The 24,421-nt window shown below is 62.8% G+C and carries 22 protein-coding genes; 16 read left to right on the top strand and 6 right to left on the bottom strand.

Translation table 11 applies throughout. From position 1 onward, the window contains the following. Nucleotides 1-16: 16 nt before the first annotated feature. A complete protein-coding gene (gene nagB / locus I7X09_RS22365; protein WP_166813759.1) occupies nucleotides 17-796 on the top strand; it encodes a glucosamine-6-phosphate deaminase in 780 nt (259 codons plus the stop codon). A 9-nt stretch (nucleotides 797-805) separates the two neighbouring features. On the opposite strand, the gene I7X09_RS22360 is transcribed toward nagB, so the two are convergent. The 3 genes from I7X09_RS22360 to I7X09_RS22350 all read right to left on the bottom strand — a co-directional run bounded on the left by I7X09_RS22360 (nucleotide 806) and on the right by I7X09_RS22350 (nucleotide 4,814). Then, nucleotides 806-2,437: a long-chain-fatty-acid--CoA ligase gene (locus tag I7X09_RS22360; RefSeq protein WP_200313736.1), complete on the bottom strand. Its 1,632-nt coding sequence runs from the start codon at nucleotides 2,435-2,437 to the stop codon at nucleotides 806-808. A gap of 61 nt (nucleotides 2,438-2,498) precedes the next feature. Continuing rightward, entirely contained in the window at nucleotides 2,499-3,620 is a 1,122-nt protein-coding gene (locus I7X09_RS22355) for an acyl-CoA dehydrogenase family protein (protein WP_095973526.1), read from the bottom strand. A 12-nt stretch (nucleotides 3,621-3,632) separates the two neighbouring features. Next, nucleotides 3,633-4,814, bottom strand: coding sequence for an acyl-CoA dehydrogenase family protein (locus tag I7X09_RS22350; RefSeq protein ID WP_200313734.1), 1,182 nt, complete (start codon nucleotides 4,812-4,814; stop codon nucleotides 3,633-3,635). A 265-nt stretch (nucleotides 4,815-5,079) separates the two neighbouring features. Here I7X09_RS22350 and I7X09_RS22345 point away from each other — a divergent pair, with 265 nt between their 5' ends. The 12 genes from I7X09_RS22345 to I7X09_RS22290 all read left to right on the top strand — a co-directional run bounded on the left by I7X09_RS22345 (nucleotide 5,080) and on the right by I7X09_RS22290 (nucleotide 17,009). Beyond that, complete coding sequence (locus I7X09_RS22345) at nucleotides 5,080-5,271, top strand: ferredoxin (RefSeq protein WP_033232296.1); 192 nt, start codon at nucleotides 5,080-5,082, stop codon at nucleotides 5,269-5,271. Between the two features lie 109 nt (nucleotides 5,272-5,380). Further along, nucleotides 5,381-6,298 carry a 3-oxoacyl-ACP reductase gene (locus I7X09_RS22340; RefSeq protein WP_095973525.1) on the top strand — a complete coding sequence of 306 codons (918 nt, stop codon included), beginning with the start codon at nucleotides 5,381-5,383 and terminating at the stop codon, nucleotides 6,296-6,298. Between the two features lie 488 nt (nucleotides 6,299-6,786). Next, the gene (locus tag I7X09_RS22335; RefSeq protein WP_003945687.1) at nucleotides 6,787-7,551 is read left to right on the top strand and encodes an MlaE family ABC transporter permease; all 765 of its coding nucleotides are present in this window, start codon (nucleotides 6,787-6,789) and stop codon (nucleotides 7,549-7,551) included. A gap of 64 nt (nucleotides 7,552-7,615) precedes the next feature. Next, nucleotides 7,616-8,467, top strand: coding sequence for an MlaE family ABC transporter permease (locus tag I7X09_RS22330; protein ID WP_003945759.1), 852 nt, complete (start codon nucleotides 7,616-7,618; stop codon nucleotides 8,465-8,467). 11 nt (nucleotides 8,468-8,478) lie between these two features. After that, nucleotides 8,479-9,663 carry an MCE family protein gene (locus I7X09_RS22325; protein ID WP_200313732.1) on the top strand — a complete coding sequence of 395 codons (1,185 nt, stop codon included), beginning with the start codon at nucleotides 8,479-8,481 and terminating at the stop codon, nucleotides 9,661-9,663. Further along, a complete protein-coding gene (locus tag I7X09_RS22320) occupies nucleotides 9,663-10,682 on the top strand; it encodes an MCE family protein (RefSeq protein WP_019746999.1) in 1,020 nt (339 codons plus the stop codon). The genes I7X09_RS22325 and I7X09_RS22320 overlap by 1 nt, the downstream gene beginning before the upstream one ends. Beyond that, on the top strand, nucleotides 10,679-11,737 hold the full coding sequence (locus I7X09_RS22315) for an MCE family protein (protein ID WP_021332433.1): 1,059 nt from the start codon (nucleotides 10,679-10,681) through the stop codon (nucleotides 11,735-11,737). The genes I7X09_RS22320 and I7X09_RS22315 overlap by 4 nt, the downstream gene beginning before the upstream one ends. Continuing rightward, the gene (locus I7X09_RS22310) at nucleotides 11,734-13,038 is read left to right on the top strand and encodes an MCE family protein (protein WP_019747000.1); all 1,305 of its coding nucleotides are present in this window, start codon (nucleotides 11,734-11,736) and stop codon (nucleotides 13,036-13,038) included. The genes I7X09_RS22315 and I7X09_RS22310 overlap by 4 nt, the downstream gene beginning before the upstream one ends. After that, the gene (locus I7X09_RS22305) at nucleotides 13,038-14,285 is read left to right on the top strand and encodes an MCE family protein (RefSeq protein WP_200313730.1); all 1,248 of its coding nucleotides are present in this window, start codon (nucleotides 13,038-13,040) and stop codon (nucleotides 14,283-14,285) included. Before I7X09_RS22310 ends, I7X09_RS22305 begins: the two co-directional genes overlap by 1 nt. Then, the gene (locus tag I7X09_RS22300) at nucleotides 14,282-15,676 is read left to right on the top strand and encodes an MCE family protein (protein ID WP_200313729.1); all 1,395 of its coding nucleotides are present in this window, start codon (nucleotides 14,282-14,284) and stop codon (nucleotides 15,674-15,676) included. Before I7X09_RS22305 ends, I7X09_RS22300 begins: the two co-directional genes overlap by 4 nt. After that, a complete protein-coding gene (locus tag I7X09_RS22295) occupies nucleotides 15,676-16,479 on the top strand; it encodes a hypothetical protein (protein WP_200313727.1) in 804 nt (267 codons plus the stop codon). The genes I7X09_RS22300 and I7X09_RS22295 overlap by 1 nt, the downstream gene beginning before the upstream one ends. Next, nucleotides 16,476-17,009, top strand: a complete 534-nt coding sequence (locus I7X09_RS22290) for a twin-arginine translocation pathway signal (protein WP_095973520.1) — start codon at nucleotides 16,476-16,478, stop codon at nucleotides 17,007-17,009. The genes I7X09_RS22295 and I7X09_RS22290 overlap by 4 nt, the downstream gene beginning before the upstream one ends. Before the next feature lie 89 nt (nucleotides 17,010-17,098). On the opposite strand, the gene I7X09_RS22285 is transcribed toward I7X09_RS22290, so the two are convergent. Together I7X09_RS22285 and I7X09_RS22280 are read right to left on the bottom strand one after the other, a co-directional pair. Next, nucleotides 17,099-18,562 (bottom strand): alpha,alpha-trehalose-phosphate synthase (UDP-forming), encoded by a 1,464-nt coding sequence (locus tag I7X09_RS22285; protein WP_124568816.1) that lies wholly within the window; start codon nucleotides 18,560-18,562, stop codon nucleotides 17,099-17,101. A gap of 103 nt (nucleotides 18,563-18,665) precedes the next feature. After that, a complete protein-coding gene (locus I7X09_RS22280; protein ID WP_020968508.1) occupies nucleotides 18,666-18,839 on the bottom strand; it encodes a hypothetical protein in 174 nt (57 codons plus the stop codon). A 156-nt stretch (nucleotides 18,840-18,995) separates the two neighbouring features. Here I7X09_RS22280 and I7X09_RS22275 point away from each other — a divergent pair, with 156 nt between their 5' ends. Both I7X09_RS22275 and I7X09_RS22270 read left to right on the top strand, forming a co-directional pair. Further along, complete coding sequence (locus I7X09_RS22275; protein WP_234036681.1) at nucleotides 18,996-20,750, top strand: ABC transporter ATP-binding protein; 1,755 nt, start codon at nucleotides 18,996-18,998, stop codon at nucleotides 20,748-20,750. A gap of 11 nt (nucleotides 20,751-20,761) precedes the next feature. Continuing rightward, complete coding sequence (locus I7X09_RS22270; protein ID WP_442800603.1) at nucleotides 20,762-22,549, top strand: ABC transporter ATP-binding protein; 1,788 nt, start codon at nucleotides 20,762-20,764, stop codon at nucleotides 22,547-22,549. A 14-nt stretch (nucleotides 22,550-22,563) separates the two neighbouring features. Here the strand turns inward: I7X09_RS22270 and I7X09_RS22265 are convergent, their stop codons facing one another. Continuing rightward, nucleotides 22,564-23,499 (bottom strand): methionyl-tRNA formyltransferase, encoded by a 936-nt coding sequence (locus I7X09_RS22265; RefSeq protein ID WP_166813796.1) that lies wholly within the window; start codon nucleotides 23,497-23,499, stop codon nucleotides 22,564-22,566. A 110-nt stretch (nucleotides 23,500-23,609) separates the two neighbouring features. On the opposite strand from I7X09_RS22265, the gene I7X09_RS22260 reads away from it, so the two are divergent. Then, entirely contained in the window at nucleotides 23,610-24,413 is an 804-nt protein-coding gene (locus I7X09_RS22260; protein WP_095971463.1) for an alpha/beta fold hydrolase, read from the top strand. Nucleotides 24,414-24,421: the final 8 nt, after the last annotated feature.

Genomic DNA, 24,421 nt, shown 5'->3' with positions numbered 1-24,421 from the left:
GCTGAGGAATCAACCGATGGAAATTGTCATTGTCGACAGTGCGGAGGCGGCCGGCACCGTTGTTGCCGACATCTTCGAACACGCGGTGCATTCAGGTGCACGGACTTTGGGCCTGGCGACGGGGTCTTCACCGCTCTCGGTGTACCGCGAACTCGCGCGCCGTCACCGCGAGGACGGGTTGAGTTTTGTCGGCCTGCAGGCGTTCCTGTTGGACGAATACGTCGGTCTGCCGGAAGGTCACCCGGAGTCGTATGCCCAGGTGATTCGAACCGAGTTGGTGAATCACCTGGACCTGGACGCGTCAAGGGTATTCAGCCCCGACGGAACCGCGCCGGATCCATTTGCCGCCGCGGCAGCCTACGACCGGGCGATTGGGTCGAATGGTCCGGTGGACGTACAACTCCTGGGCATCGGCGGCAACGGTCACATCGGTTTCAACGAACCGACGTCCTCGCTGAATTCGAGGACCCGGGTCAAGACGCTGACGGAACAGACTCGAACCGACAATGCCCGGTTCTTCGAGAGTCCGGACGACGTACCACGGCACGTGATCACCCAGGGCCTCGGAACTATCTGCGAAGCACGGCATCTGGTGATGATCGCGACCGGCGAGCACAAGGCCGCTGCGATTGCCGCTGCCGTCGAGGGGCCGCTGGCCGCGGTGTGCCCGGCATCGGTCCTCCAGCTGCATCCACACGCGACGGTGGTAATCGACGAGGCAGCGGCATCACAGCTTCGGCTCACCGAGTTCTACAAAACGGTGTCGGCGCACAAACCGCTTGCTCAGCGCTACTGAGACACCGGACTAGACGGACTCTCGCGTCTTCTCGAGGCCGAGTGCCAGTTCGGGAGTGAGTAATTGGAAGTCGGATTCTCCGCGCCGGCGGATCCACACCGGATCGGAGGTGTTCCAGCGTTCGGCACTCTGCGTTCGAGTGACCACCTTGAACGTCGCCGTTCTCGGGAACTCACTGCACACTCGGATCAAGGTCGGCTTCTGCTTCGGACCGAGTTCCGGCCGGGAGTCGATGTATTCGGCTACGGCGACCGGGTCGAAATTGTCTACGTCGCCGACCGGAATCACCGACGCCATGACGCGGTCGCCGACGTCGCTGTCGGGGACCGCGTACACGGACACCTGCGCGAAGCCCGGGTAACCGACCAGGGAGCGTTCGATGGGTGCGGCGCCGATGTTCTCGCCGTCCACGCGTAGCCAACCGGAACTGCGTCCCGCGAAGTAGACGTAGCCGTCGGCATCGGTGTACGCCAGATCGCCACTCCAGTACTGGCCGTTGCGCATTCGCTCGGCGTCGGCTTCCGGGTTCTTGTAGTACCCGGCGAACGTGCCTGGGCCGGTGACGTTGACCAGTTCACCGGTTGCCTCGTCGGCGTTGGTGATCCGGCCGTCGGCGTCGAAGACGGCAGGCGGGCAGGGTGCTCCGGTCTCGGGATCGAGGATCTTGACGCCGTCCGGGAGCAGTCCCAGTGCGCCGGCCCGGGGAACCGGCGCCGCGGAGATCGAAATACCGCCCTCGGTGGACCCGAACCCGTCGATGACGCGGGCATCGAAGCGCCGAACGAAGGTGGCGACGGCGGGCGCCGAACCCTCGTTGCCGTACATGATCTTCAAGGTGTTGTCCCGCTCATTCGGCACCTCGGGGGTGGAAGCGATGAAGGACAACGGCTTTCCGACGTAGTTGGAGTACGTGATTCCGTACTTGTGAACGTCGGGCAGAAAACCCGAAGCGGAGAACTTGCGTCGCATGGCAATTCCCGCACGCGCGTGTAGCGCGACCGTCCACGCCGCCATCATGGCGTTGGAATGGAACATGGGCATCGCCATGTAGACGACGTCGTCGGCGCCGAGCCCGAAGCGATCGGCAAGCATGACCCCGGGAGAGGCCAACTTGTGGTGCGTGCACCGAACCGCTTTGGGATCACCGCTGGTTCCGGAAGTGAAGATGAGCATCAACAGATCGTCGGGTTGCGCCGTCGGCGCGTAGGCGGGCGTATCGGCGAAGGGCGCCAACAATTGCGTCCAGGCCGGAGAATCCACGTTGATCACCCGGACGTCGCCGAGATCGACGTCGTCGAGTAGATGCGCCTGGTTGTTCTCGGTGAAGATGACCTGGCAGTCGGAGAGCGCAATGTCTCGCGCCAGTGCCGGGCCGCGCCTGGTCGTGTTCAGTCCGGCGGCAACCGAACCCGAGAACGATGCTGCGCCGAGCAATAGCGAGAATTCGGGGACGTTCTCCATCAGAAGACCGAAATGCCGGGGGCGCGTTGGATCGAGCAGCGTGTCCAGCAGCGCTGCTCGATCGAACGAGCCTTGAATGTGCTCGCGCCAGGTGATGACCTGGTCCTCGAAACGGATACCGCGGTCGTCGATCTCGCTGACTCCGAGGAGTAGATCGGAAACAGTGGGGCTCTGACTCATAGCTGCATCATCATCGATTCGTCTCGGACCAGGTCATGGATTTCCACTCGGTGGGACGCACTCAGGCAGGAACTGCGGCAAGTTCCTTGCCCAGTGCGCGAAGCTGATCCGTTGCGTTGCCGAGCAGGAACTCGTGATGCTTGGCCGCGAGGAAGTAGCGGTGAACGGGATGGTCCTCGTCCAGACCCACGCCGCCGTGAACGTGAACAGCAGTGTGCCCGACTCGGTGTCCCGCATCTGCAGCCCAGAACTTGGCCGTCTGCACTGCCCCGTCGGACGGAAGTCCTTCGCTCAGACGCCACGCTGCGGCCCAGAGAGTCAGACGGACGCCCTTGACGTCGATGTATCCGTCGGCGAGGCGCTGTGCCACGGCCTGGAAACTACCGATCGGACGGCCGAACTGCACACGCTCGGAGGCGTATTCGGCGGTCAGCTTCAGTGCCTGATCGAGCACCCCGTACTGGTAGGCGCTGGAACCGAGCTGAATTCTTTCGACGATCCATGCCGCGATGTCGGATCCTTGGGCAACCGACCCGAGAACACGATCGGCCGGAATCTGCACCGAATCGAACTCGACCAGGGCCGCACTCGAGAAATCCGTGGTCGATTGCCTGGTGATGCGCACGCCCGCGTCGGAGGGTTCGACGAGGAAGACTGCGACGCCGTCCTCGGTGATGGCGGGGACGAGGAACAGATCGGCGAGCGGCGCACTGTCGACGGTGATCTTTGCTCCGTCGATGCGCCAGCCGTCGGCGGTCTTCTCGGCACGCGTGACGGGGTGGGCCGGGTCGTCGTTGTATTCCTCGGCGAGGGCCGCGGTCAGTATCTTCTCGCCGGCGGCGGCAGCGCTCGCCCATTCGTCTCGCTGCTGGTCCGAGCCGAATTCTGCTATCGCTGCGGCCGATCCGACGATGGACGTCAGGAACGGAACGGCTGCAACACCGCGCCCGAGTTCGGCCAGGATGCTGCACTGCTCGAGGACACCGAATCCGTCGCCGCCCACCGATTCCGGAAGAGCTGCGCCGAGGACGCCGGCCGAGGCCAGAGCGTTCCACAAGATGGCGTCGAAGCGGTCTTCGGCGGCGTCGAGTTCACGGAGGCGGTCATTGGTGACCAGTTCGGTGACGACGGATCGTGTCAGACCGGACAGGTCCTGCTGGGCCTCGGTAAGGGTGAATTCCATGATCGTGGGTCCTTATCGCTTCGATGCGGGAAGCCGCAGAGCTGTCATTCCGATGATGTCGCGTTGCACTTCGTTGGTACCGCCGCCGAACGTCAGGATCAGCGAAGAACGATGCATACGTTCGATGCGGCCACGCAGAAGAGCGCCGGGGGAGTTCTGCCTGATCGTGGCGGAGGATCCGAGGATCTCCATCAGCAAGCGGTAAGCCTCGGTGGCGAATTCGGTACCGAACACCTTGTTGGCCGACGCGGCTTCGGGTCCGGGAGCATGATCGGTTGCGGAGGCAATTTCCCAGTTCATCAACTTCAGGTACTCGGCCTTGGCATGCACGCGAGCGAGATTGATCTGCACCCATTCCTGGTCGATCATGCGTCGGCCGTCGGGCAACTTGGTGTTCTGTGCCCACTCGCGAACCTCGCGCTGGGCGGTCAGAATCGGTCCGGCCGAGGTGAGCGCTACTCGCTCGTGGTTGAGCTGGTTGGTGATCAGTGCCCAGCCACCGTGTTCCTGACCGACTATCGACGACGCCGGGACGCGTACGTCCTGGTAGTAGGTGGCGCTGGTGTCGGGGCCGGCCATGGTGTGAACCGGGGTGTAGGAGAAGCCCTCTGCCGTGGTGGGGACGATCAGCATGCTGATTCCCTTGTGCTTCTTGGCTTCCGGATCGGTACGGCAGGCCAACCACACGTAGTCGGCGTACTGGATCAGGCTCGTCCACATCTTCTGCCCGTTGATGACGTAGTCATCGCCGTCACGGACAGCCGAGGTGCGCAGAGACGCCAGGTCGGTGCCTGCCTCGGGCTCGGAGTAGCCGATCGCGAAGTGGAGCTCACCGCGAGAGATCTTGGGCAGGAAGAAGGCCTTCTGCTCGTCCGTACCGAAATGCATGATTGTCGGCGCTACGGAATTGATCGTCAGGAATGGCACGGGCGCACCGGCGATGGCGGCTTCGTCGGTGAAGATCAGCTGGTCCATCGCGGAGCGTTCCTGCCCGCCGTACTCTTTCGGCCAACCCAGAGTGAGCCAGCCGTCCTGGCCCATCTGCGCGACGACTTCGCGGTACGCATTGCCTTCGCCGTATTCACCCGTCGTGGCGGCTAGCGCTTCACGCCGCTCGGGAGTCATCAGTTGTGCGAAGTAGGCACGCAACTCCTCCTGGAGCTGTTGCTGCTCAGGGGTGTAGGTGATGTGCATGGTTACCTCTCCATAGAGATACGAATCAAAGCGCCAACCATTCGATTGACACAGGTTCTATCGATGCGTACATCGGCGACAAGGGGCGCCTTCGCTGTGTCCAGCGGATCGTTCGACGTCCGTTCTCGGTACTTTTTCGAATCATTGCACACGACTGAAACAGGTTCTAGTGTTATCGCCAGGAACGGTGTGCGGCACAGCCCTGCGGCACTCGTTTCGTATCCGTGTTCGCGCCAGTAGTTGTGAGTAGAGAAGAGGAATCGCCATGGAGGTCAGGGTTGATCTGGACCGTTGCGAGGCAAACGGTGTGTGCGTCGGGATCGCACCCGATATTTTCGACCTCGACGACAACGAGGAGCTCGTGATCAGTTCTGCGCGTCCGCCGGAGGATCGTTGGGAAGATGTCCGTTCCGCGATCGCTCAGTGCCCGCGTGCGGCGCTGACCGAACATCCGTGACGATGGTTGCCCAAAACAAGAACACGTTCTAAAGTTGCGAACTCGTGGGTCACGGCAATCGAGCCGGGTAACTCGACACACGACCGCAGAGAACCGGGAGAGCGCTTCGATGAATGCTGTGAACAGCCCAGAAACCAGTCTCGAAGGCAAGGTCGCCATCGTGACCGGTGCCGGATCGGGGCTCGGAAAGTTCGAGGCTATCGGTCTGGCGAAGGCCGGTGCGTCGTTGGTCGTCAACGATCTGGCCCCGAACGAGGCCGTCGAAGCGACGCTCGAAGAGATCCGCGGCCTGGGCGCCAAGGTCGAATTCGTGGCAGGCAACGTCGGTGAGCGTTCTACTGCGGACGCACTGATGGAAGCAGCGCAGGGGCAGTTCGGCAGTGTCGACATCGTCGTCAACAATGCCGGTGTCGTGCGCGACCGGATGCTGTTCAACATGTCGGACGAAGACTGGGATCTGGTACTCGAAGTTCATCTTCGCGGCCATTTCCTCTTGTGCCGCAACGCCGCTGCCTACTGGCGGGCGAAATCCAAGGAAGCCGGGGCGCCCGTGTACGGGCGCATCGTCAATACCTCTTCGGAGGCGGGTCTCCTCGGACCGGAAGGGCAGCCCAACTACGGCGCTGCAAAAGCCGGAATCACGGCGCTGACGTTGTCGGCCGCACGTGGGCTCTCGCGCTACGGCGTTCGGGCCAACGCGATCTGCCCGCGGGCGCGGACGTCGATGACCGAAGGTGTGTTCGGCGACGCGCCGGCCGACGGCATCGATCCACTCTCGCCCGAGCACGTGGCATCGCTCGTCTCGTATCTGGCATCACCGGCAGCCGACGCCGTCAACGGTCAGGTGTTCGTGGTGTACGGCCCGATGGTTGCGCTGATGGCGGCGCCCATCGTCGAGCAACGGTTCGACGCAGACGGTGACTCCTGGTCGCCGGAAGCGCTGTCAGCAGTGATGGGTGACTATTTCGCGGACCGTGACCCGGCAAAGATGTTCTCGGCATCCGCGGCCCTGAGGGCGCTGGGCTGACCAGTGCTCGCGACACGTAGAACCGTCGTTCACACATAGGCGGGTCTACGTGTCCACTTCCTGGTAGAAATAGCGTGTTCACGAGTCGGTGGGCGCGGTAATCTGCCTGCGTTCTGAAACGAGACCAACGGTCTCGAAAAAACTGGACTGTGTTCCAATTTTGCATTCCTGTGAACGATGCGATATTCGATCGGCGTGCCCGGTCAAGGCTCTCGCATAGCTGAATTTCGAACTTGGTTCCGAGAAGCGTCGATCATTCAAAAGTATTAATTTCCAGGATATTTCGGCGAAGATCACGCCGAAAAGGAATGCTTCCCATGTTCCGAATCTTTCGGTTTCGGATCGGCGCCGTGAGGCTACTTCTTAGAGTTGGACACTTGTTTTTGACAGGTGAACACGTTCTAGTTAATATGACCTGAGTCACAAGCTGTCGGGGGCTGGACTATGAGAACAGACAGTACTGCGGCAACCAAGGACGAGGAGGGCGAATGGTAGACCTCGTCGAGGTACCATTACGAGCGGTCGGTGGCTTCTTTCAGATGTCCGCCCAAACCCTGCGGGCAGTCTTCTCCCGCCCCTTCCAGCGTCAAGAGTTCATCGATCAGGCCTGGTTCGTGGCCCGAGTGTCGATGGTTCCGACGGTGCTGGTCGCGATCCCGTTCACGGTGCTTGTCAGCTTCACCATCAACATTCTCTTGCGCGAGATCGGTGCAGCCGACCTCAGTGGTGCCGGAGCTGCTCTCGGCACCGTCACGCAGGTCGGCCCCATCGTCACCGTGCTGATCGTCGCCGGCGCCGGCGCAACCGCCATCTGCGCAGACCTCTCGGCCCGAACCATTCGTGAAGAGATCGACGCCATGAAGGTGCTCGGTATCAATCCCATCCACCGGTTGGTCGTTCCCCGGGTACTCGCGTCGACGGGAGTGGCGCTGCTCCTCAACGGACTGGTCTGCACCATCGGCATCCTCGGCGGGTTCGTCTTCTCCGTGTTCATCCAGGACGTGAATCCCGGCGCCTTCGTCAACGGCATCACACTGCTCACCGGATTCGGTGAGCTCATGCTCTCCATGGTCAAAGCAGGACTGTTCGGCATGATCGCCGGCCTGGTTGCGGCCTACCTCGGACTCAACGTCAAAGGCGGCGCCAAGAGCGTCGGTGACGCGGTCAACCAGACCGTCGTGTTCGCGTTCATGGCGCTCTTCGTCGTCAACGTGCTCATCACGACCATCGGTATCAAGTTGACGGCCGGATGAGGCACACGGCAGTCGGAGAGATCGAAGTGGACAGAACGACAAACGACGAACGGGAGGAGATCTGATGGCGTTGGCCGCAGCGGGACGCTTCCCGCGCACACGTCGACAGATCGGCTCGATCTCTCGCAGTATCGACAGCATCGGTGATCAAGCGCTGTTCTTCGCGAAGGCTCTCGGTCACGCTCCCAAGGCGCTGATGCGCTATCCACGTGAAACTCTGCGACTGATCGCCGAGATCAGCATGGGCACCGGTGCGCTCGCCGTCATCGGTGGCACCGTCGTGATCGTCGGGTTCCTGACACTGTTCACCGGTGGCACCATCGCCGTTCAGGGCTACAGCTCGCTGGGCAACATCGGTGTCGAAGCGCTGACGGGCTTCTTCGCCGCCTTCATCAACGTTCGCATCGCAGCGCCGGTCATCGCCGGGATCGGTCTCGCCGCGACCATCGGCGCCGGCTCCACCGCGCAGCTCGGTGCGATGCGCGTCTCGGAAGAGATCGACGCCCTCGAGACGATGGCGATCCCGTCGATTCCGTATCTGGTCAGCACCCGCGTCATGGCCGGCATGATCGCGATCATCCCGCTGTACTCACTGGCGGTGATCGCATCCTTCGTCGCCAGCCGCTTTGCGACGGTGTTCCTCTACAACCAGTCCGGCGGCGTCTACGACCACTACTTCACGACCTTCCTGATACCCACGGACATACTGTGGTCGTTCGCCCAGGCGATAGTCATGGCGCTGGCCGTCATGCTCATCCACACCTACTACGGCTTCAACGCAACCGGTGGCCCGGTGGGTGTCGGCGTCGCGGTGGGTAACGCAGTGCGCGCCTCGCTGATTGCGGTCGTCACGGTCACCCTGCTCATCTCACTCGCCATCTACGGCGGGTCCGGCAACTTCAACCTGTCGGGATAGGCGGGCAAGCGATGACCGTACCCAGATGGCACAAGAAGTTGGCCGCAGCCGGCCTCGTCCTCGGACTCGTGGCGATCGTCGCCGTTGCCCTGACCATGTTCTCGGGTGGGTTCACCAAGAGCACACCCATTACCGTGACGTCCACGCGTGCCGGCCTGGTCATGGAACCGAATGCCAAGGTGAAGCTGCGCGGAGTGCAGGTAGGCCGTGTCGAATCGATCTCCCTCGTCGGAGACCAGGCAAACCTGAAGTTGGCGATGGATCCCGGCCAGATGTCGAAGATTCCGTCGAACGCCCGGGTGGAAATCAAGACCACCACGGTGTTCGGTGCGAAGTACGTCAACATCGTGATTCCCGACGATCCCTCGACCCAGCCGATCCAGGAGGGTGCTGTCATCGCCTCGGACAGCGTCACCGTCGAGTTCAACAGTGTCTTCGAACATCTTTCGGACGTACTCGCGAAGATCGAACCGGAAAAGCTCAACGCCACACTCGGCGCGATCTCCACTGCGCTCAACGGACGCGGCGAGTCGCTGGGTGAGGTTCTCGAGCTCGGTGACACCTATCTGAAGAAGATGAATCCGGTTCTGCCGCAGCTCCAGGAAGACTTGGTCGGTGCCGCCGATGTCACCAATCTCTACGCCGACGTGGCACCGGATCTGATGCGCATCCTCGACAATGCCACCGCGACAAGCGGATCGATCGTGGCCGAGCAGGCAAACCTCGACTTGCTGTTGCTCAACGTCACCGGCCTCGCGGACACGGGCAACGCGTTGTTGACCGACAACGAGCAGAACCTGACCACCGCCCTCGACACTCTGACCTCGACGACGACCCTGCTCGACAAGTACTCGTCGGGTCTGACGTGCTTCATCGTCGGGTTGAACGACGGCCGGATCAAGTTCGAGCCACTGGCAGGCACCGGGGACAAAGCGGCGCTGATGCTGAGTGCGAGCTTCATGTACGGCGCCGAGGCGTACCAGAACCCACAATCTCTCCCCAAGGTCGCGGCCTCCGGCGGACCCAATTGTTATGGTCTGCCCGAATTCGATCCGAAGGTCGACGGGCATGCACCGTTCGCAGTCACCAACACCGGCAACGTGCCTTTCGTTCCCAACACCGAACTGCGCGTCACCGTGCCGACCATTTTCCAGTATCTCTTCGGTGACTCCTACGAGCAGGAAGACGGGAAGTGATGAGACCGACCACGGTCAAGCTGCTGATTTTCACCGTCGTCATGGCGGTCATCTTCGCCGGACTGGCGATCGTCTTCAGTCAGGTGCGCTTCAGCAGCAGCAACGGATTCCACGCCACCTTCTCGGACGTCTCGGGACTCAAGTCCGGCGACAAGGTACGTATCGCCGGTGTTCCGGTCGGGTCGGTCACCGGAGTGTCCATCGGTGACTCCAACCAGGCCGAGGTCGAGTTCGACGTCGATACCAAGTACTCACTGATGAAGAGCACCAAAGCCACTGTGCGCTACGAGAACCTGGTGGGCGACCGCTACATGGAACTGCTCGAGGGCGCTGGTTCCACCGAGACGCTTTCGTCAGGTGGATCGATTCCAGTCGACCAGACGTCGCCCGCTCTCGATCTGGATCTGCTGCTCGGCGGATTCAAGCCGCTGCTTCGCTCTCTCGACCCCCAGCAGGTCAACGACCTCTCCGGGGCCCTGCTCCAAGTACTCCAAGGCCAGGGTGGAACATTGGTTTCGCTTCTGGGAAACACCAGTTCGTTCACCAGCACGTTGGCGGACCGAGATCAGCTGATCGGGGACGTCATCACCAACCTCAACGACGTACTCGGCACGATCAACGACAAGGGTGATCAGTTCTCCACCACGATCGATCAGCTCCAGCAGTTGGTCAGTGGATTGGCGAAGGACAGTGGCCCGATCGGTAATTCGATCACCGAGATCGCCGGCGCCACCGGAGATCTCGCATCGCTGCTGCAGGCGACACGTCCGGACATCCAGACCCTGATCGGGGAGACCAACCGAACGATGACGCAGCTGGACCTGGGCAAGGACGACATCAATACCGCTCTCGGTCGTCTGCCGTCCGACTACCGGAAGCTGATCCGAGTGGGCACGTACGGAGCGTTCTTCCAGTTCTATCTGTGCGCCAATACTTTCAAGTTCTCCGGACCTGACGGAACGACGATCATCTTGCCCACGGCAGTGCAGGACACGGGAAGGTGCGCAAAAGTCTCATGACCCCTACCCGTGAACGCAATCCGGTACAGATCGGTGTCATCGGTCTCGTCCTGGCGGTGGCAACAGTGGGTGCCACGCTTCAATACGATCAACTCCAGTTCATCAACGGCGGCATTCGCTACTCGGCGTATTTCCAAGATGCCGGCGGCCTGGTCGCCGGCGACAATGTGACCATGGCCGGAGTGAATGTCGGCAAGGTCAGCGACGTCGAGCTCGACGACCAGAAGGTTCTGGTCACCTTCACCGTTCAGGACGGCGTCGCCCTGGGCGAGCAGACCGCGGCCGACATCAAGACCAACACGGTTCTCGGCCGAAAGTCGTTGGCGGTGCGGCCGGAAGGATCCGGACTGCTGCGCACGGACACGCCGATTCCTATCGAGCGCACCAACTCCCCGTACTCTCTCAACGACGCGCTCGGCGACCTCGGTACCACGGTATCCGAACTCGACACGGACCAGATCAACGATTCGCTCAACGCTATCTCGGACACGCTGGCCGATACTCCGCCCGAACTGCGCACCGCGTTGGACGGAATGACGCGGCTTTCGCAGAGCATCAACTCACGCGACGAGAGCCTGCTCCAATTGCTCTCGCGGGCCGAAGATGTCACCAAGATCCTCTCCGACAGAAGTGGTCAGATCGATTCGTTGCTGGTTGACGGCAACAAGCTGTTTGCCGAACTGAGCTTGCGGCGTGACGCGATCAGCGAACTGATCGTCAACACCGGCGCAGTCTCACGTCAACTGTCAGCGCTTGTGCAGGAGAACGAGGCTCAGATGGGGCCGACCCTCGAGAAGCTGAATTCCGTCGCCGAGGTTCTTCAGCAGAACAAGGACAACATCGCCGGGGCGCTCGACGGCCTCGGACCGTACATCACCGCGCTCGGCGAGACCGTGGCCAGCGGCCCGTTCTTCGATGCCTTCATCATCAACATTCTGCCGAGTAACTGGTGGAAGACCTTGGTGGACACCAGCGTCGCGCCCGAGCAGGTTCCGGGCGACCTGGAAGACTTCTTCCCCGGCATTCCACCGACGATCAGGGGGCCGGGAGAATGACCGAGACCATGACTTCACAGGATTCACAGGGCTCCACCAACCCACGCAAGAAGTGGGTGCTGATCGGAGCGGGCGTGCTGGTCGCGCTGCTCGTGGCGGGTGCGGCCTACCTCTTCATCCCTGGCCTGGGCAAGACCAAGATCTCCGCGCACTTCGTCTCGACGACAGGTCTCTACGAGGGCGACGTCGTGCGAGTGCTCGGTGTCAACGTCGGCAAGGTGACGAAGATCGAACCGCGTGATCGGGACACGTACGTCGAGATGAAGATCGACTCGAGCGTCGACGTTCCGGCAGATGCCAAGGCGCTCATCGTTGCTCAAAGCCTCGTGTCCGCACGCTTCGTGCAATTGACCCCCGTGTATTCCGGCGGGGAACAGATGCCCAACGGCGGCGAGATCCCGATCGAGCGCACCGCCGTTCCGGTGGAGTGGGACGAGATCAAGACCGAACTGACCAAACTGTCTGACGCACTCGGACCGGAGGGTCTGGACGATCAGGGTTCCCTCGGCCGATTCATCGACACCGTGGGAACGAACCTCGACGGTAACGGTGAGTCCATTCGGTCGACGTTGCGCGAACTCTCGGCCACGATGCACACGCTGTCCGAAGGCCGGACCGATTTGTTCTCCACCATTCGGAACCTGCAGGCGTTTGTCACTGCGTTGTCCTCGAGCAACGAGCAGATCGTGCAGTTCAGCGGTCACCTCGCTTCGGTGACAAGCGTTCTCGCAAGCAGCTCCGACGAGTTGGGCACCGCCCTCAGCGATCTCGACCTGGCGGTGGGCGACGTTCAGCGGTTCGTCAAGGACAACAGCGAGGGACTGAGCGAATCGGTCGCGCGTCTGGCCGATGCCACCCAGGTACTGACGGACAAGCGCCCGGAGATCGAGCAGGTTCTGCACTCCGGACCGACGTCGCTTGCCAACTTCTATCAGATCTACAAACCGGCTCAGGGCAGCATGACCGGCGCAATCGCACTGAGTAACTTCAAGAATCCGATCCAGTGGATCTGTGGTTCCATCGAAGGCATCGACAGTGGTAACTCCCAGAACAGTGCCGACCTGTGTAAGCAGTACCTCGGGCCGGTGCTCAGCACCATGATCGGCAACTACCCCGGATTCCTGTTCAACCCGGTCGCGGGCGTGCAGGCTTTCCCGGATCAGATCGTCTACACCGAACCGGGATTGGAAGCGGCAAGTCAGAATCAGCCGGAAACCGTCGCAGGACCGATGTCAGGTGCTCCTATGACGAGTGTTCCCAAGGATCTCGCCGAACTCTTCAACATGGGCGGAGGGAACTGATGCGGGTAGCTCGCAAGACCACGGTTGCCGTGTTGGCCACGGCAGTGGCTCTCGGCGCCAGCGGTTGTGAATGGAACGGGCTCAACTCCGTGCCGATGCCAGGCACTCAGGGCCGGGGCGAAGGCGCGTACGAGGTCCAGATCGAGATGCCGAACGTGACTACGCTGTCGCAGAATTCGCCCGTCCGGGTGGACGACGTGGCAGTGGGAAGCGTTTCGAACATCGAGGTACAGGGCTGGCACGCTCTGGTGACGGTGTCGCTGAATCCTGACGTTCAGCTGCCTGCCAACGCGACGGCAAAAATCGGCCAGACCAGCTTGCTCGGCTCTCAGCACATCGAGTTGGCGCCGCCGGTCGGAGAAGAGCCCGAGGGCCGACTCGAAGCCGGTGACCTGATTCCGATCGAGCGGGCGGGCGCCTACCCGACGACGGAACAGACGCTGTCGTCTCTGTCGGTTGTTCTCAACGGCGGCGGTCTCGCCCAGGTCCAGGACATCACGAAGGAACTCAACGCCGCTCTCGGTGGGCGTGAAGACTCCGTTCGCGACCTCCTACCTCAGCTCGATCAGTTGGTCGGCAGTCTGGACAAGCAACGAGGCGACATCGTTTCGGCGATGGAAGGACTCGATCGCCTGTCCTCGACGGTCCAGGCACAGCACGACACCTTGAACAAAGCGCTCGAAGGCATCCCGCCGGCGCTCGAGGTTCTTGTCGCTCAGCGTCAGGACATCACCAACGCGTTGACCTCTCTCGGGGGTCTCAGCGAGGTGGCGAGCCGCGTCATTCAGGAGAGTGGTGACGATTTCGCGACCAATGTTCGGGCTCTTTCGCCGACTCTGAAGGCCTTGGCGGATTCGGGTAACGCTCTCACTCAGGTTCTCGGAGTCCTCTTGACTTTCCCGTTCCCACAGAACGGAATCGACAACGTCATCCGCGGCGACTACGCCAACTTGGCGATGACCATCGACATCTCGCTGCCCCGACTCGATGCGAACTTCCTCACCGGAACTCCGTTGGCCGGAACGCTCTCGGGGCCGGAAGGTGTGTTGGGCAAGCAGGCCGGGCTCGCCGGGCAGACAGGCAACCCGTTGAGCGACCCGCTCAAGCCTGCCGCACCGCCGGCACAAGCTCCCGCCGGACAGGCTCCCGCTGCGCAGGCCCCGGCAGCGGATCCGAATACCATTCAGATTCCGGGACTTCCGCCGATCAACATTCCAGGACTTCCCCAGGGGGCACCGGCACCATGATGCTCACAAAGTTCGTCCGCATCCAGCTGATCATCTTCGCCGTCTTGACGGTCGTCGGTTTGATCGTGATGGCCACTCAGTACGTGCGTGTTCCGGCGATGGTCGGTATCGGCCGATACGACGTCACCGTCGAATTGCCCGCGACCGGTGGGCTGTACAAGAACTCGAACGTCACCTACCGCGGTCAGACCATCGGTGTCGTGAACGCGGTGGAGCTCTCGGAGACGGGTGTGAATGCGCGACTGTCTCTCGAGAGTGGCGTCAAGGTTCCGTCGGACGTCGACGCCGCGGTCAAGAGTGTGTCGGCGATCGGCGAGCAGTTCGTCGATCTGATTCCGCACACCGACAGCTCCGGAGCGATCGTGGTCGACGGGCATCTGGAAAACGGATCGGTGATTCCCGAAGACCGAACCAGCATTCCGCAGGATGTCGGCGCGATGCTCGATCAGGCAGATGTGTTGCTGCAGAGCATTTCCGACACCAAGCTCAAGACCGTCATCGACGAATCCTTCAAGGCGTTCAACGGTGCCGGCCCGGATCTGCAGAAGCTGATCGACTCGGCTCGGCTGTTCGTCGAGGAGGCGAACAACAACTCCGACGCGACCAAGACGCTGATCGAGCAGGCCGGTCCACTCCTGGACACTCAGGTGGTCAGCAGCGACGCCATCCGTTCCTGGACAAGCAATCTGGTGACGTTCACCGACCAGCTCCGAGCCAGCGATCCTGATCTGCGTGCCGTCATCCAGAAGGGGCCGGCTGCCGCGGCGGAGGCGAATGCTCTTCTGCAAGACATGCAGCCGACATTGCCGATTCTTCTGGCGAACCTCGTGTCCGTCGGACAGGTCGGCGTGATCTACAACAACGCGATCGAGCAGATTCTGGTCATCTACCCGCCGCTGGCCGCAGCGCTGGTCACGGTGGCAGGCTCCGGCCCGGCTGCGGACGGCGCTCTGGTGGACTTCCACATGGAGGTCAACGACCCGCCGCCGTGCACTACCGGATTCCTGCCCGCAGAGCAGTGGCGCAGTCCGAAGGACGAATCACCGATCGAGACACCGTCGGATCTTTTCTGCCAGGTTGCCCAGGATTCGCCGATCGCGGTGCGAGGCGCGAGAAACCTTCCCTGCGAGGAGTATCCGGGACGTCGTGCGCCGACGGTCGAACAGTGCCGTTCCGGCTACGTCCCGTTGGGCACGAACCCGCAATCCGGGCCTCCGGAACCGATTACCGCGACCCCGAGCTCGTACACGTCGACGCCTTCGGTCTCGGCTCGTCGGTACGATCCGATTACAGGCACGTACATCGGGCCGGACGGAAGGACGTACTCGCAACCGAACCTCGGCGGCGGCGACGTCAGTCTCGAACAGTTCATGAAGGGTCAGCAGGGTTGATGACAGACGAAGATCCACAGGCCGGGCAGCGGGTGCGCCGTCGCGCGTCACGCAGCGCCGGACCCACGGGTGCGGATGCAGACGCTGCCGCGGTAGTAGTGCCCACCGAAAAGAAGTCGGCCGAACAGAAGTCGGCTGAGCAGAAGTCGGCTGAGCAGACGGCGGCCGAGCAGAAGGCGGCGGCGCCAGTTGCTTTGGGCAAGCCCGATACTCCACCTGAGAAGGTCGTCAGCGGTGATCAGGTCGCGACCAAGGCTGAGCAGGCCGGCACCGCCGAAACCCCCGCAGAAACTGCTGTGGACACCCCTGTTCGTTCGAAGCCTAAGGCCGGGTTGGTAGTCGGGATCGCCGTTGCTTCGGTGATCGCTGTTGCTCTTGCGGCCCTGACGGTGTTTCTTCTCGTCGACCGGAACAAGGCGTCCAATGCCGACGAGGACCGAGCCCGCTACGTGGCCGGTGCCCGGACCACCGCGCTGAATCTGACGACACTGCACGCGGATACAGCGGCTGCCGACCTCGACAAGTTCCTCGCCGGCACCACCGACGAGTTCAAGTCGCAGTTCGACGGACGCAAGGATTCGTTTGTCAACGTCCTTGGGCAGGCCGGAGTTCAGACCGACGGCGAGGTGCTCGAGGCCGGGTTCGAGAAGTCCGACGGTGATTGCGGGACTTCATTGGTCGCGGTGCGTGCGATGCAGAAGAACGGCGACGAAGCGCCCGCTGAACGCAACTACCGACTCCGAATCACCATGTGCGACGTCGACGGGCAGTTGTTTGCCTCGAATGTGGAGTTTGTGCCATGACCCCAGAAGTAATCCCAGAGACGTCCAAGCCCAAGCGCGTCTCACCGCTCGCCATCGTTCTGTGCGTCATCAGCGCAGTGGCCATCGCGTTGGCAGCAGTGTCGGCGTATCTCTACTTCGGTCCGGGCGGAACGCGTGACACGGCAGCGATCGATCAGACCAGAGACGAAGTGGCACAGGCCTCTTCCGATCAGGCGGTTGCGATGTTCCAGTACGACTACAACAACGTCGACCAGCAGTTGCACGCGGCCACAGACGGTTTGACGGGCGATTTCCAGGGCACGTTCACCAATCTGATCGAATCGGTGATCATTCCGGGAGCCAAGGAGAAGTCGCTGACCGTTCAGGTAGTCGTCCAGGGCGCTGCGGTTCTCGACGCGGAGGCGGACAGCGCGACAACGATGCTGTTCCTCAATCAGATCACCACGTCTTCGGAATCACCTGAAGCCGTCGCCAGTGGCAGTCGCGTGAAGATGAGTCTGGAGAAGCAGGACGGGCGTTGGCTCGTGAACAACGTCCAACCCTTCTGATCAAACACACCAAGGGCTGGATCCGGGCATGAAACAGGCTGGGGCCGCGGAGATTTACTCTCCGCGGCCCCAGCCTTGTCGTACTGGCCTCAGGGCTCTCGGGATTCGGCAGGAGCGATCAGCGCCGGGCCTGCAGCACCGCCGTGTGCGAGCGCGTCGAGGAACGAGCGAGCCCAGCGGTCGACGTCGTGCGTCAGGACCTGACGACGCAACGCGCGCATGTGGCGTCGGCCGTCCTCTCGCGGTTGATTGAGAGCCTTCTCCATCGAATCCTTGACGTCGTCGAGGTCATGGGGATTGCACAGGAATGCCTGACGGAGTTCGGCTGCGGCACCGGTGAATTCGCTGAGCAGCAATGCACCGCCCAGATCGCTGCGGCAGGCGACGTATTCCTTCGCGACGAGGTTCATGCCGTCACGCAGCGGCGTGACCAACATGAGATCGGCGGCGACGAAGAACGCGACCAATTCGTCGCGCGGGATCGGCCGATGGATGTAATGGACGACGGGGCGGCCGACTTCGCTGAACTCGCCGTTGATGCGGGAGACCTTCTGTTCGATGTCTCCGCGCATCTGTACGTAGCTTTCGACGCGTTCGCGGCTCGGGGTCGCCAGCTGCACCATGACCGTGTCGGCGGGATCGATGCGCTTCTCCATGAGAAGTTCGTGGAGCGCGGCGAGCCTGACGTCGATGCCCTTGGTGTAGTCGAGGCGGTCGACGCCCAGCATGATGTGCTTGGGGTTTCCGAGTTCTTTGCGAATCTGCTTGGCGCGGTCCCGAATTGCCTTGGTGCGCGAGAGTTCGTCGAGCTTGCCGGAGTCGATGGAGATGGGGAAGGCGCCGACGCGGACGCTACGGAAACCTACTTGCACCACACCGAGTTTGGAGCGGACGCCGACGGTTCCGCGTGAAGTCTGCTGCCCGGCAAGGCGTCTGGCCAGGTACAGGAAGTTCTGTGCGCCACCTGGGAGGTGGAAGCCGATGAGGTCGGCGCCGAGGAGGCCTTCGACGATTTCGGTGCGCCACGGCATCTGCATGAACAACTCGACCGGGGGGAACGGAATGTGCAGGAAGAAGCCGATGGTGAGGTCGGGGCGCAGCATCCGCAGCATCTTCGGTACCAACTGCAGCTGGTAGTCCTGGATCCAGACGGTTGCGCCCTGTGCCGCTGCCTTGGAAGTGGCTTCGGCGAACCGCCGGTTCACCTCGACGTAGGCGTTCCACCATTCGCGGTGGTATTCGGGTTTGACGATGACGTCGTGATAGAGCGGCCAGAGGGTGGCGTTGGAGAATCCCTCGTAGTACTCGTTGATTTCCTCGGCGCTCAGCGGCACGGGGTAGAGCTCGAGCCCGTCTTCGACGATGGGGTCGAGATCGGCGTCCGCCACGCCCGCCCAGCCCACCCACGCGCCCTGATTGCTGCGCAGGATCGGCTCGAGAGCGGTGACCAGTCCACCGGGGCTCCGCTTCCAGCGGGTGGTGCCGTCGGGAAGCCGTTCCAAGTCGACGGGCAGGCGGTTCGCTACGACGACGAACTCAGCCTGCCCGGACACGGTGTCACCGGTCGAAGAAGCAAGTGCGCTGTCAGAAAGGGTTGAACTGGTCGAATCCGGACTGACAGGCACGTGGTTCCTTCTCGGTCGGTGAGGGAAAGATTCAGTCGAGCTTGGCGGCGGGAGAGATACCGAGCATCGAGAGCAGCATCCTGCACTCGTCGGCATCCTCCGCGTATGCAGCGACAACGTGCTGCGCCATGCGCGCTGTTTCCTCGGCGACGGTCTCGATTTCCTCGTCCGCGATCTCGGTTTCGACGGTCGTGTTCTCAGCCATCATGTTCCTCTCGTGCTTGCCTGCACGGCGCAAGCAATGTTTCTTACTCGCGACTCTATGAGAACTGGGCGTGTCGACGCTAGTTGCTCATGTATTAGGGTCGACTTACTTATCTCTGTACTCAACTTTATCGCTTCCATCGATGCTTGGAGTTCCATGAGTTCGACCCCCTCGAGTGTGACCGTCGACTCGGACGAGCCCGATAGTGGCAATCACAGCGGTGCTGCGATTTTGCGACGCGTCCTCGTCCGCAACCGTCGCCCGCTCGCTATCGGTACGGTTCTGGTCTGTCTGCACCAACTGACCGAGACGGCGGTGCCGATCTCCATCGGTGTGATCATCGACCGTGCGGTGGAGACTTCGGACACCACGGCCCTGATCGTCTCCATCGTCGGTCTCGCGGCTCTGTTTCTCGTTCTGACGGCCGCGTGGCGCTTCGGTGCACGCTTCATCGTCACCGCGATGCAGCAGGAGGCTCATCGCCTCCGGCTCGAGGTGGCGCACCGCGTCCTCGATCCGCGCGGGGTGCGCACCGATCTGCGTTCAGGTGAACTGCTGACTGTTTCGACATCGGACGCCGAGCAGACGTCGTGGATCGCGGACATCGTCCCGCGCGCGGCTGCGGCCCTGACGGCTGCGGTCGCGTCGGCCGTGGCGTTGGTGTGGATCGACCTCTGGCTGGGATTGGCCGTTCTGATCGGAACGCCGGTCATTCTCGGTCTGCTGCAATTGGCGGCGCCGCTCATCACGTCGAGGGCCACCGGTCAGCAGGCGTCGATCGCGCGAGCGTCCGCGATGGCTACCGATCTGGTCAGCGGATTGCGTCCACTGCGCGGGATCGGCGGCGAGAAGACCGCGTCGGCTCGCTATCGCACAGTCAGCCGTCAGGCTCTCGCGTCGACGATCGGCACGGCCAAGGCGACCGGTATCTACACCGGCGTTGCCGCGACCGTCAGTGCGTTGCTCGCAGTCGGTGTTGCGGGCTTCGCCGGATACTTCGCGTTGCAGGGCCGGATCACGGTCGGTGAACTCATCACCGTGGTGGGGCTTGCGCAGTTCATCATCGAACCGCTCGGATTGCTTGCGTCCATTCCCGGATACTTCGCGGTGGCGCGGGCGTCGTCGGATCGACTGGCGCTGGTCTTGGACGCGGAGCCACTGCGGGGCGCGGGTTCGCAGACCGAACTCGAAGGCACCGACCTGACCCTCGACGGCGTCGAGTACAAGTCGCTCAAGGGCATCGACTTGCACCTGCCTGCCGGAGAACTGCTGGGCGTCGTGGCTTACCAGCCGCAGGACGCCGACGCCCTTGTCGCGGTCCTGTCCGGTCAGCTGGCGCAGGACGCGTATCGCGGAGTGGTGAGGGTTGGCGGAATCAGCCTGTCCGACATGGACTTGCGATTGGCGCGCCGCACAGTGCTGGTGGAGCCGCACATCACCGATCTGTTCTCCGGATCGCTCGCGTCGAACGTGACCGCGGGCGCCGGTGATGCTGCCGGTCTCGACATCCAGAGCGCTCTGGTGGCGTCGGCAGCGGCGGATGTCGTCGACGCACATCCGGACGGTCTCGATCTCGAAGTGACCGATCGGGGCGCGAGTTTGTCGGGAGGCCAGCGGCAACGTGTTGCCCTCGCGCGGGCCTTGGTGGCACAGGCACCGGTGATGGTCCTGCACGATCCGACGACGGCGGTGGACGCGGTGACCGAGGCGTCGATCGCCGAAGGAATCGCAGAACTGCGGCACGAGGGTGCCGGCGGCATCCACACGACGGTATTGATCACCAGCAGCCCGGCCTTGTTGGCCGTGACGGATCGAGTGATCGTGTTGAACGACGGAATGATCGCCTCGACGGGCACACATTCCGAACTCTCTCGCGGCGACGCGAACTACCGAGGAGCGGTGCTGCGGTGACGGCCACGGACATGACAACCGGTATGCCGGCCGGGGAGAACGCGGAGAAGGTGACCGAGCGTGAGTTGTTGCCGATCGCGGGTGGTCGCCAGACCTGGAAGTGGTTACGGGCGGCGCTGGCCGAGCACCGGATGCAGAGCCTGCTGGTCCTGATCGTCGCGGCTTCGGCGTCGGCGATGGCCTTGGTGCCGATCTACGTCTTCGGTGTCCTGGTCGACCGGGTCCGGGACAACGCGCCCACGTCGACGATCGTCGGGGTGGTCGTGATCATCGCCGCTGCCGCAATCGTGGGTGGCGTGTTCACCGGTGTGGCCGCCTATCTGATCAAGCGGCTAGGCGAGACGATCCTGGCGGATCTGCGCGAGCGGACCGTGGACCGGGCACTGCGCCTGCCGATCCAGACCGTCGAGAAGGTCGGCAAGGGCGATCTGCTCTCACGAGTCGGCGACGACGTTTCGGTGATCGCCAAGGCCGTGTCCGATGTGGTTCCCGGCATGATCGCGGCGGTTCTGCTCGTGGCTCTGAGCATGGTGACCATGCTCGGACTCGACTGGCGACTCGGTCTGGCCGGCATGGTCGCGCTGCCGATGTACGCGCTGGCGCTCAAGTGGTACCTGCCACGATCGGCTCCCGTTTACGCTGCCGAGCGGGTAGCGATGGGCGCTCGTTCACAAGCGCTGATCAGCAGTCTCCAGGGTGCCAAGACCGTGCGCGCGTACAGCCTCGAGAAGGAACATCTCGGTCAGATCGATGCGGCGTCGGCGAAAGCGCGTAATCTGGCCGTCGGAGTTTTCGGCCTGTTCACCAGATTCGCCGGTCGCGGTAACCGCGCCGAATTCGTGGGCTTGTCCATGATTCTGGTCGTCGGATTCCTGCTGGTTCGTGAGGACGTCGTGACGGTCGGTCAGACGACGACTGCTGCCCTGCTGTTCCATCGCCTGTTCAACCCGATCGGCTCGCTGCTCTACACCTTCGACGAAGTGCAGTCGGCCGGCGCCAGCCTCGCGCGACTGGTCGGCGTCGTCGAGATCGAGGAAACGGAGCCTTCGACGGATGCAGGTTCCGTTCCGGCTGACGGTTCGCTGCGTCTGGACGACATCCGGCACAGCTACGACGGTGGTCACGAGGTTCTCCATGGAGTGACGCTCAACCTGCGAGCGGGGGAGCGCGTGGCGCTCGTCGGTTCGACCGGAGCCGGAAAAACGACGCTTGCGGCGATCGCTGCCGGTTCGATCACTCCGACGTCGGGGCGGGTGTCGATCGGCGGTGTCCCGCTTGCCGACCTCGACGACCTACGACGCCACATCGCGATCGTGAGTCAGGAGGTCCACGTTTTTGCCGGACCCCTGATCGAGGATCTGAGATTGGCGGCTCCCGAATCCTCGGACGAGGACGTAGCCGCGGCACTGCGGACAGTCGGCGCATACGAGTGGGTGGAGGCTCTCGACGAGGGAATGCTGACCGTCGTAGGTGAAGGCGGGCACGAGATGACGGCGGCACAGGCGCAACAGTTGGCCTTGGCGAGACTGGTGCTGGCCGATCCCGCCGTCGCGGTACTGGACGAAGCAACAGCGGAGGCGGGCAGCGCCGGAGCGCGGGAACTGGAAGCGACTGCCGAAGCTGCTACGGAGGGCCGCGCCACTCTGGTTGTCGCACACCGGCTTACCCAAGCTGCAGGCGCCGACCGAGTGATCGTGCTCGAACACGGGCAGATCGTAGAAGAAGGCCCGCACCGCGAACTGGTGTCCGCGGGCGGGCGTTACGCGCAACTGTGGGCGGCCTGGGAGGGTCGCGACTGAGAGCGTTCAGACGATCAGGTGAGGTACCCGCCGCCGTGGGGGAAGAACTCGGCGGCGGTGTACTCGCTGCCGTCGTCGAGTCGGACGCGCTCGATCCGAAGTCCCTTGTTCTTGCCCGACCATGCGTCGGGGCCCGCGACGATCACCATGCCGTCGTCTTCCTGGATGAATACTCGGCCGGGGGTTCCGCCGTAGTGCCCGCGTGAGACGGACGCCTTCAGGATGCGGACGCGCCGGCCCTTGAACTCCGCAAAAGCGTTGGGGTACGGATCGGACTGTGCTCGGACGAAACGCTCGATGACCTCGGCCGGCCAGGACCAGTCGACGTGACTGTCCTGCGGTGCGCGCTTGTGGAAGAACGTGGCCTGCGAGCGGTCCTGCGGCGTCCAGTCGGTACGGCCGGACGCGATCAGATCCAGGGCGTCGAGTGTGATGGGGCCGATCATGTCGATCGTGCGGTGGAACAGATCGGTGACGGTATCTGTGGGGCCGACCGTCGTCGAACGCTGCAGCACGATGTCGCCCGCGTCGAGTTCCTCGTCCATCAGGTGCGCCGTGAGCCCGACTTCTTCTTCGCCGTTGATCAGAGCCCAGATGAGCGGGGAGAATCCCGTGTACTTGGGGAGCAGCGAATCGTGGATGTTGAGGGTGCCGTACTTGGGTGCGTCGAAGACCTCCGCCGGCAGCCAGGTGCGCCAATTGTTGGCGACGATGATGTCGGGAGCAGCCTCGGCCAGCGCGGCCTTGAAGGCGTCGTCAGGCTTGTTCGCCACGTGAACGGGTACACCGTTCTCGGCCGCCAGATCTGCAACCGAGTCCGCCCACATCTGTTCGTAGACGTGCTCACTCTTCGGGTGTGTGATCGCCAGCACGACCTCGTGATCGGAGTCGATCAAGGCCTGCAGGGTACGGTGGCCCCAGGTTTGGTATCCGAGCGTAGCGACTCTCAACGGGGGTCCTCCTGGACGAGCATGGGCTGGGGTTGCGGTCACACGACCGCCCATCAGCTTAGGCTATCCAACCAAAATTGTTGATCACACGTACGAGGAGGAAGGCTGACATGACGGTCGCCACAATCAACGGAATCCCCATCAATTACCAGGTCAAGGGTGATGGAGATCTGGTGGTGCTGATCATGGGGACCGGTAGCCCCGGTCGCGTCTGGGATCTGCACCAGACGCCGGCTCTGGTGGCCGCCGGCTATCGCGTCGCCACCTTCGACAACCGCGGAATCGCCCCGTCCGGCGAGAGCCTCGGCGGCATCACGATGCCCGACATGGTTGCGGACACCGCCGGGTTGATCGAGCACCTCGGCGGCGGCCCGGCCCACGTCATCGGCACCTCGATGGGCGCCCGGGTAGCGCAGGAACTGACGCTCGCCAGGCCCGATCTGGTTCGCAAAGCCGTGTTCCTCGCCGGCCATGCCCGGATGGATCATTTCCAGCAGGTCCTGACCGAGGGTGAGCGCCAGTTGTTCGACAGTGGCGTCGCCCTGCCGGCCAAGTACCGTGCCGCAGTGACCGCGGTGATGAACCTCTCGCCGGCCACGCTCGCCGACGATCACTCCGCACGCGACTGGATGGACATCTTCGAGTTCACCGGCGGCGCAACCTCACCCGGTGTTCGCGCACAGCTCGGCATGGACCGCGCCTTCGATCGACGGGGAGCATACAAGTCGATCATGCGCCCGTGCCTGTCCGTCGCTTTCGCCGACGACCGCATGATCCCGCCTTACCTCTCCCGCGAGGTGGCGGATTGCATCGCGACGGCGTCGTACGAAGAGATTCCCGACGCCGGGCACTACGGCTACCTCGAGCGTCCGGAAGCCGTGAACAAGGTGCTGATCGACTTCCTGGCGAAGTAGTTCTTCGC

Source organism: Rhodococcus sp. P-2 (assembly GCF_016598535.1).
GTDB classification, from domain to species: domain Bacteria; phylum Actinomycetota; class Actinomycetes; order Mycobacteriales; family Mycobacteriaceae; genus Rhodococcus_F; species Rhodococcus_F baikonurensis.
Note: the sequence above shows the minus strand (reverse complement) of the source record. Positions and strands in the feature narration are given on the sequence as shown.

Bases quoted from the DNA above. Each gene is read 5' to 3' on its own strand.
- nagB (WP_166813759.1), top strand. From the start codon at position 17: ATGGAAATTGTCATTGTCGACAGTGCGGAGGCGGCCGGCACCGTTGTT.
- I7X09_RS22360 (WP_200313736.1), bottom strand. From the start codon at position 2,437: ATGAGTCAGAGCCCCACTGTTTCCGATCTACTCCTCGGAGTCAGCGAG.
- I7X09_RS22355 (WP_095973526.1), bottom strand. From the start codon at position 3,620: ATGGAATTCACCCTTACCGAGGCCCAGCAGGACCTGTCCGGTCTGACA.
- I7X09_RS22350 (WP_200313734.1), bottom strand. From the start codon at position 4,814: ATGCACATCACCTACACCCCTGAGCAGCAACAGCTCCAGGAGGAGTTG.
- I7X09_RS22345 (WP_033232296.1), top strand. From the start codon at position 5,080: ATGGAGGTCAGGGTTGATCTGGACCGTTGCGAGGCAAACGGTGTGTGC.
- I7X09_RS22340 (WP_095973525.1), top strand. From the start codon at position 5,381: ATGAATGCTGTGAACAGCCCAGAAACCAGTCTCGAAGGCAAGGTCGCC.
- I7X09_RS22335 (WP_003945687.1), top strand. From the start codon at position 6,787: ATGGTAGACCTCGTCGAGGTACCATTACGAGCGGTCGGTGGCTTCTTT.
- I7X09_RS22330 (WP_003945759.1), top strand. From the start codon at position 7,616: ATGGCGTTGGCCGCAGCGGGACGCTTCCCGCGCACACGTCGACAGATC.
- I7X09_RS22325 (WP_200313732.1), top strand. From the start codon at position 8,479: ATGACCGTACCCAGATGGCACAAGAAGTTGGCCGCAGCCGGCCTCGTC.
- I7X09_RS22320 (WP_019746999.1), top strand. From the start codon at position 9,663: ATGAGACCGACCACGGTCAAGCTGCTGATTTTCACCGTCGTCATGGCG.
- I7X09_RS22315 (WP_021332433.1), top strand. From the start codon at position 10,679: ATGACCCCTACCCGTGAACGCAATCCGGTACAGATCGGTGTCATCGGT.
- I7X09_RS22310 (WP_019747000.1), top strand. From the start codon at position 11,734: ATGACCGAGACCATGACTTCACAGGATTCACAGGGCTCCACCAACCCA.
- I7X09_RS22305 (WP_200313730.1), top strand. From the start codon at position 13,038: ATGCGGGTAGCTCGCAAGACCACGGTTGCCGTGTTGGCCACGGCAGTG.
- I7X09_RS22300 (WP_200313729.1), top strand. From the start codon at position 14,282: ATGATGCTCACAAAGTTCGTCCGCATCCAGCTGATCATCTTCGCCGTC.
- I7X09_RS22295 (WP_200313727.1), top strand. From the start codon at position 15,676: ATGACAGACGAAGATCCACAGGCCGGGCAGCGGGTGCGCCGTCGCGCG.
- I7X09_RS22290 (WP_095973520.1), top strand. From the start codon at position 16,476: ATGACCCCAGAAGTAATCCCAGAGACGTCCAAGCCCAAGCGCGTCTCA.
- I7X09_RS22280 (WP_020968508.1), bottom strand. From the start codon at position 18,839: ATGGCTGAGAACACGACCGTCGAAACCGAGATCGCGGACGAGGAAATC.
- I7X09_RS22275 (WP_234036681.1), top strand. From the start codon at position 18,996: ATGAGTTCGACCCCCTCGAGTGTGACCGTCGACTCGGACGAGCCCGAT.
- I7X09_RS22270 (WP_442800603.1), top strand. From the start codon at position 20,762: ATGACAACCGGTATGCCGGCCGGGGAGAACGCGGAGAAGGTGACCGAG.
- I7X09_RS22260 (WP_095971463.1), top strand. From the start codon at position 23,610: ATGACGGTCGCCACAATCAACGGAATCCCCATCAATTACCAGGTCAAG.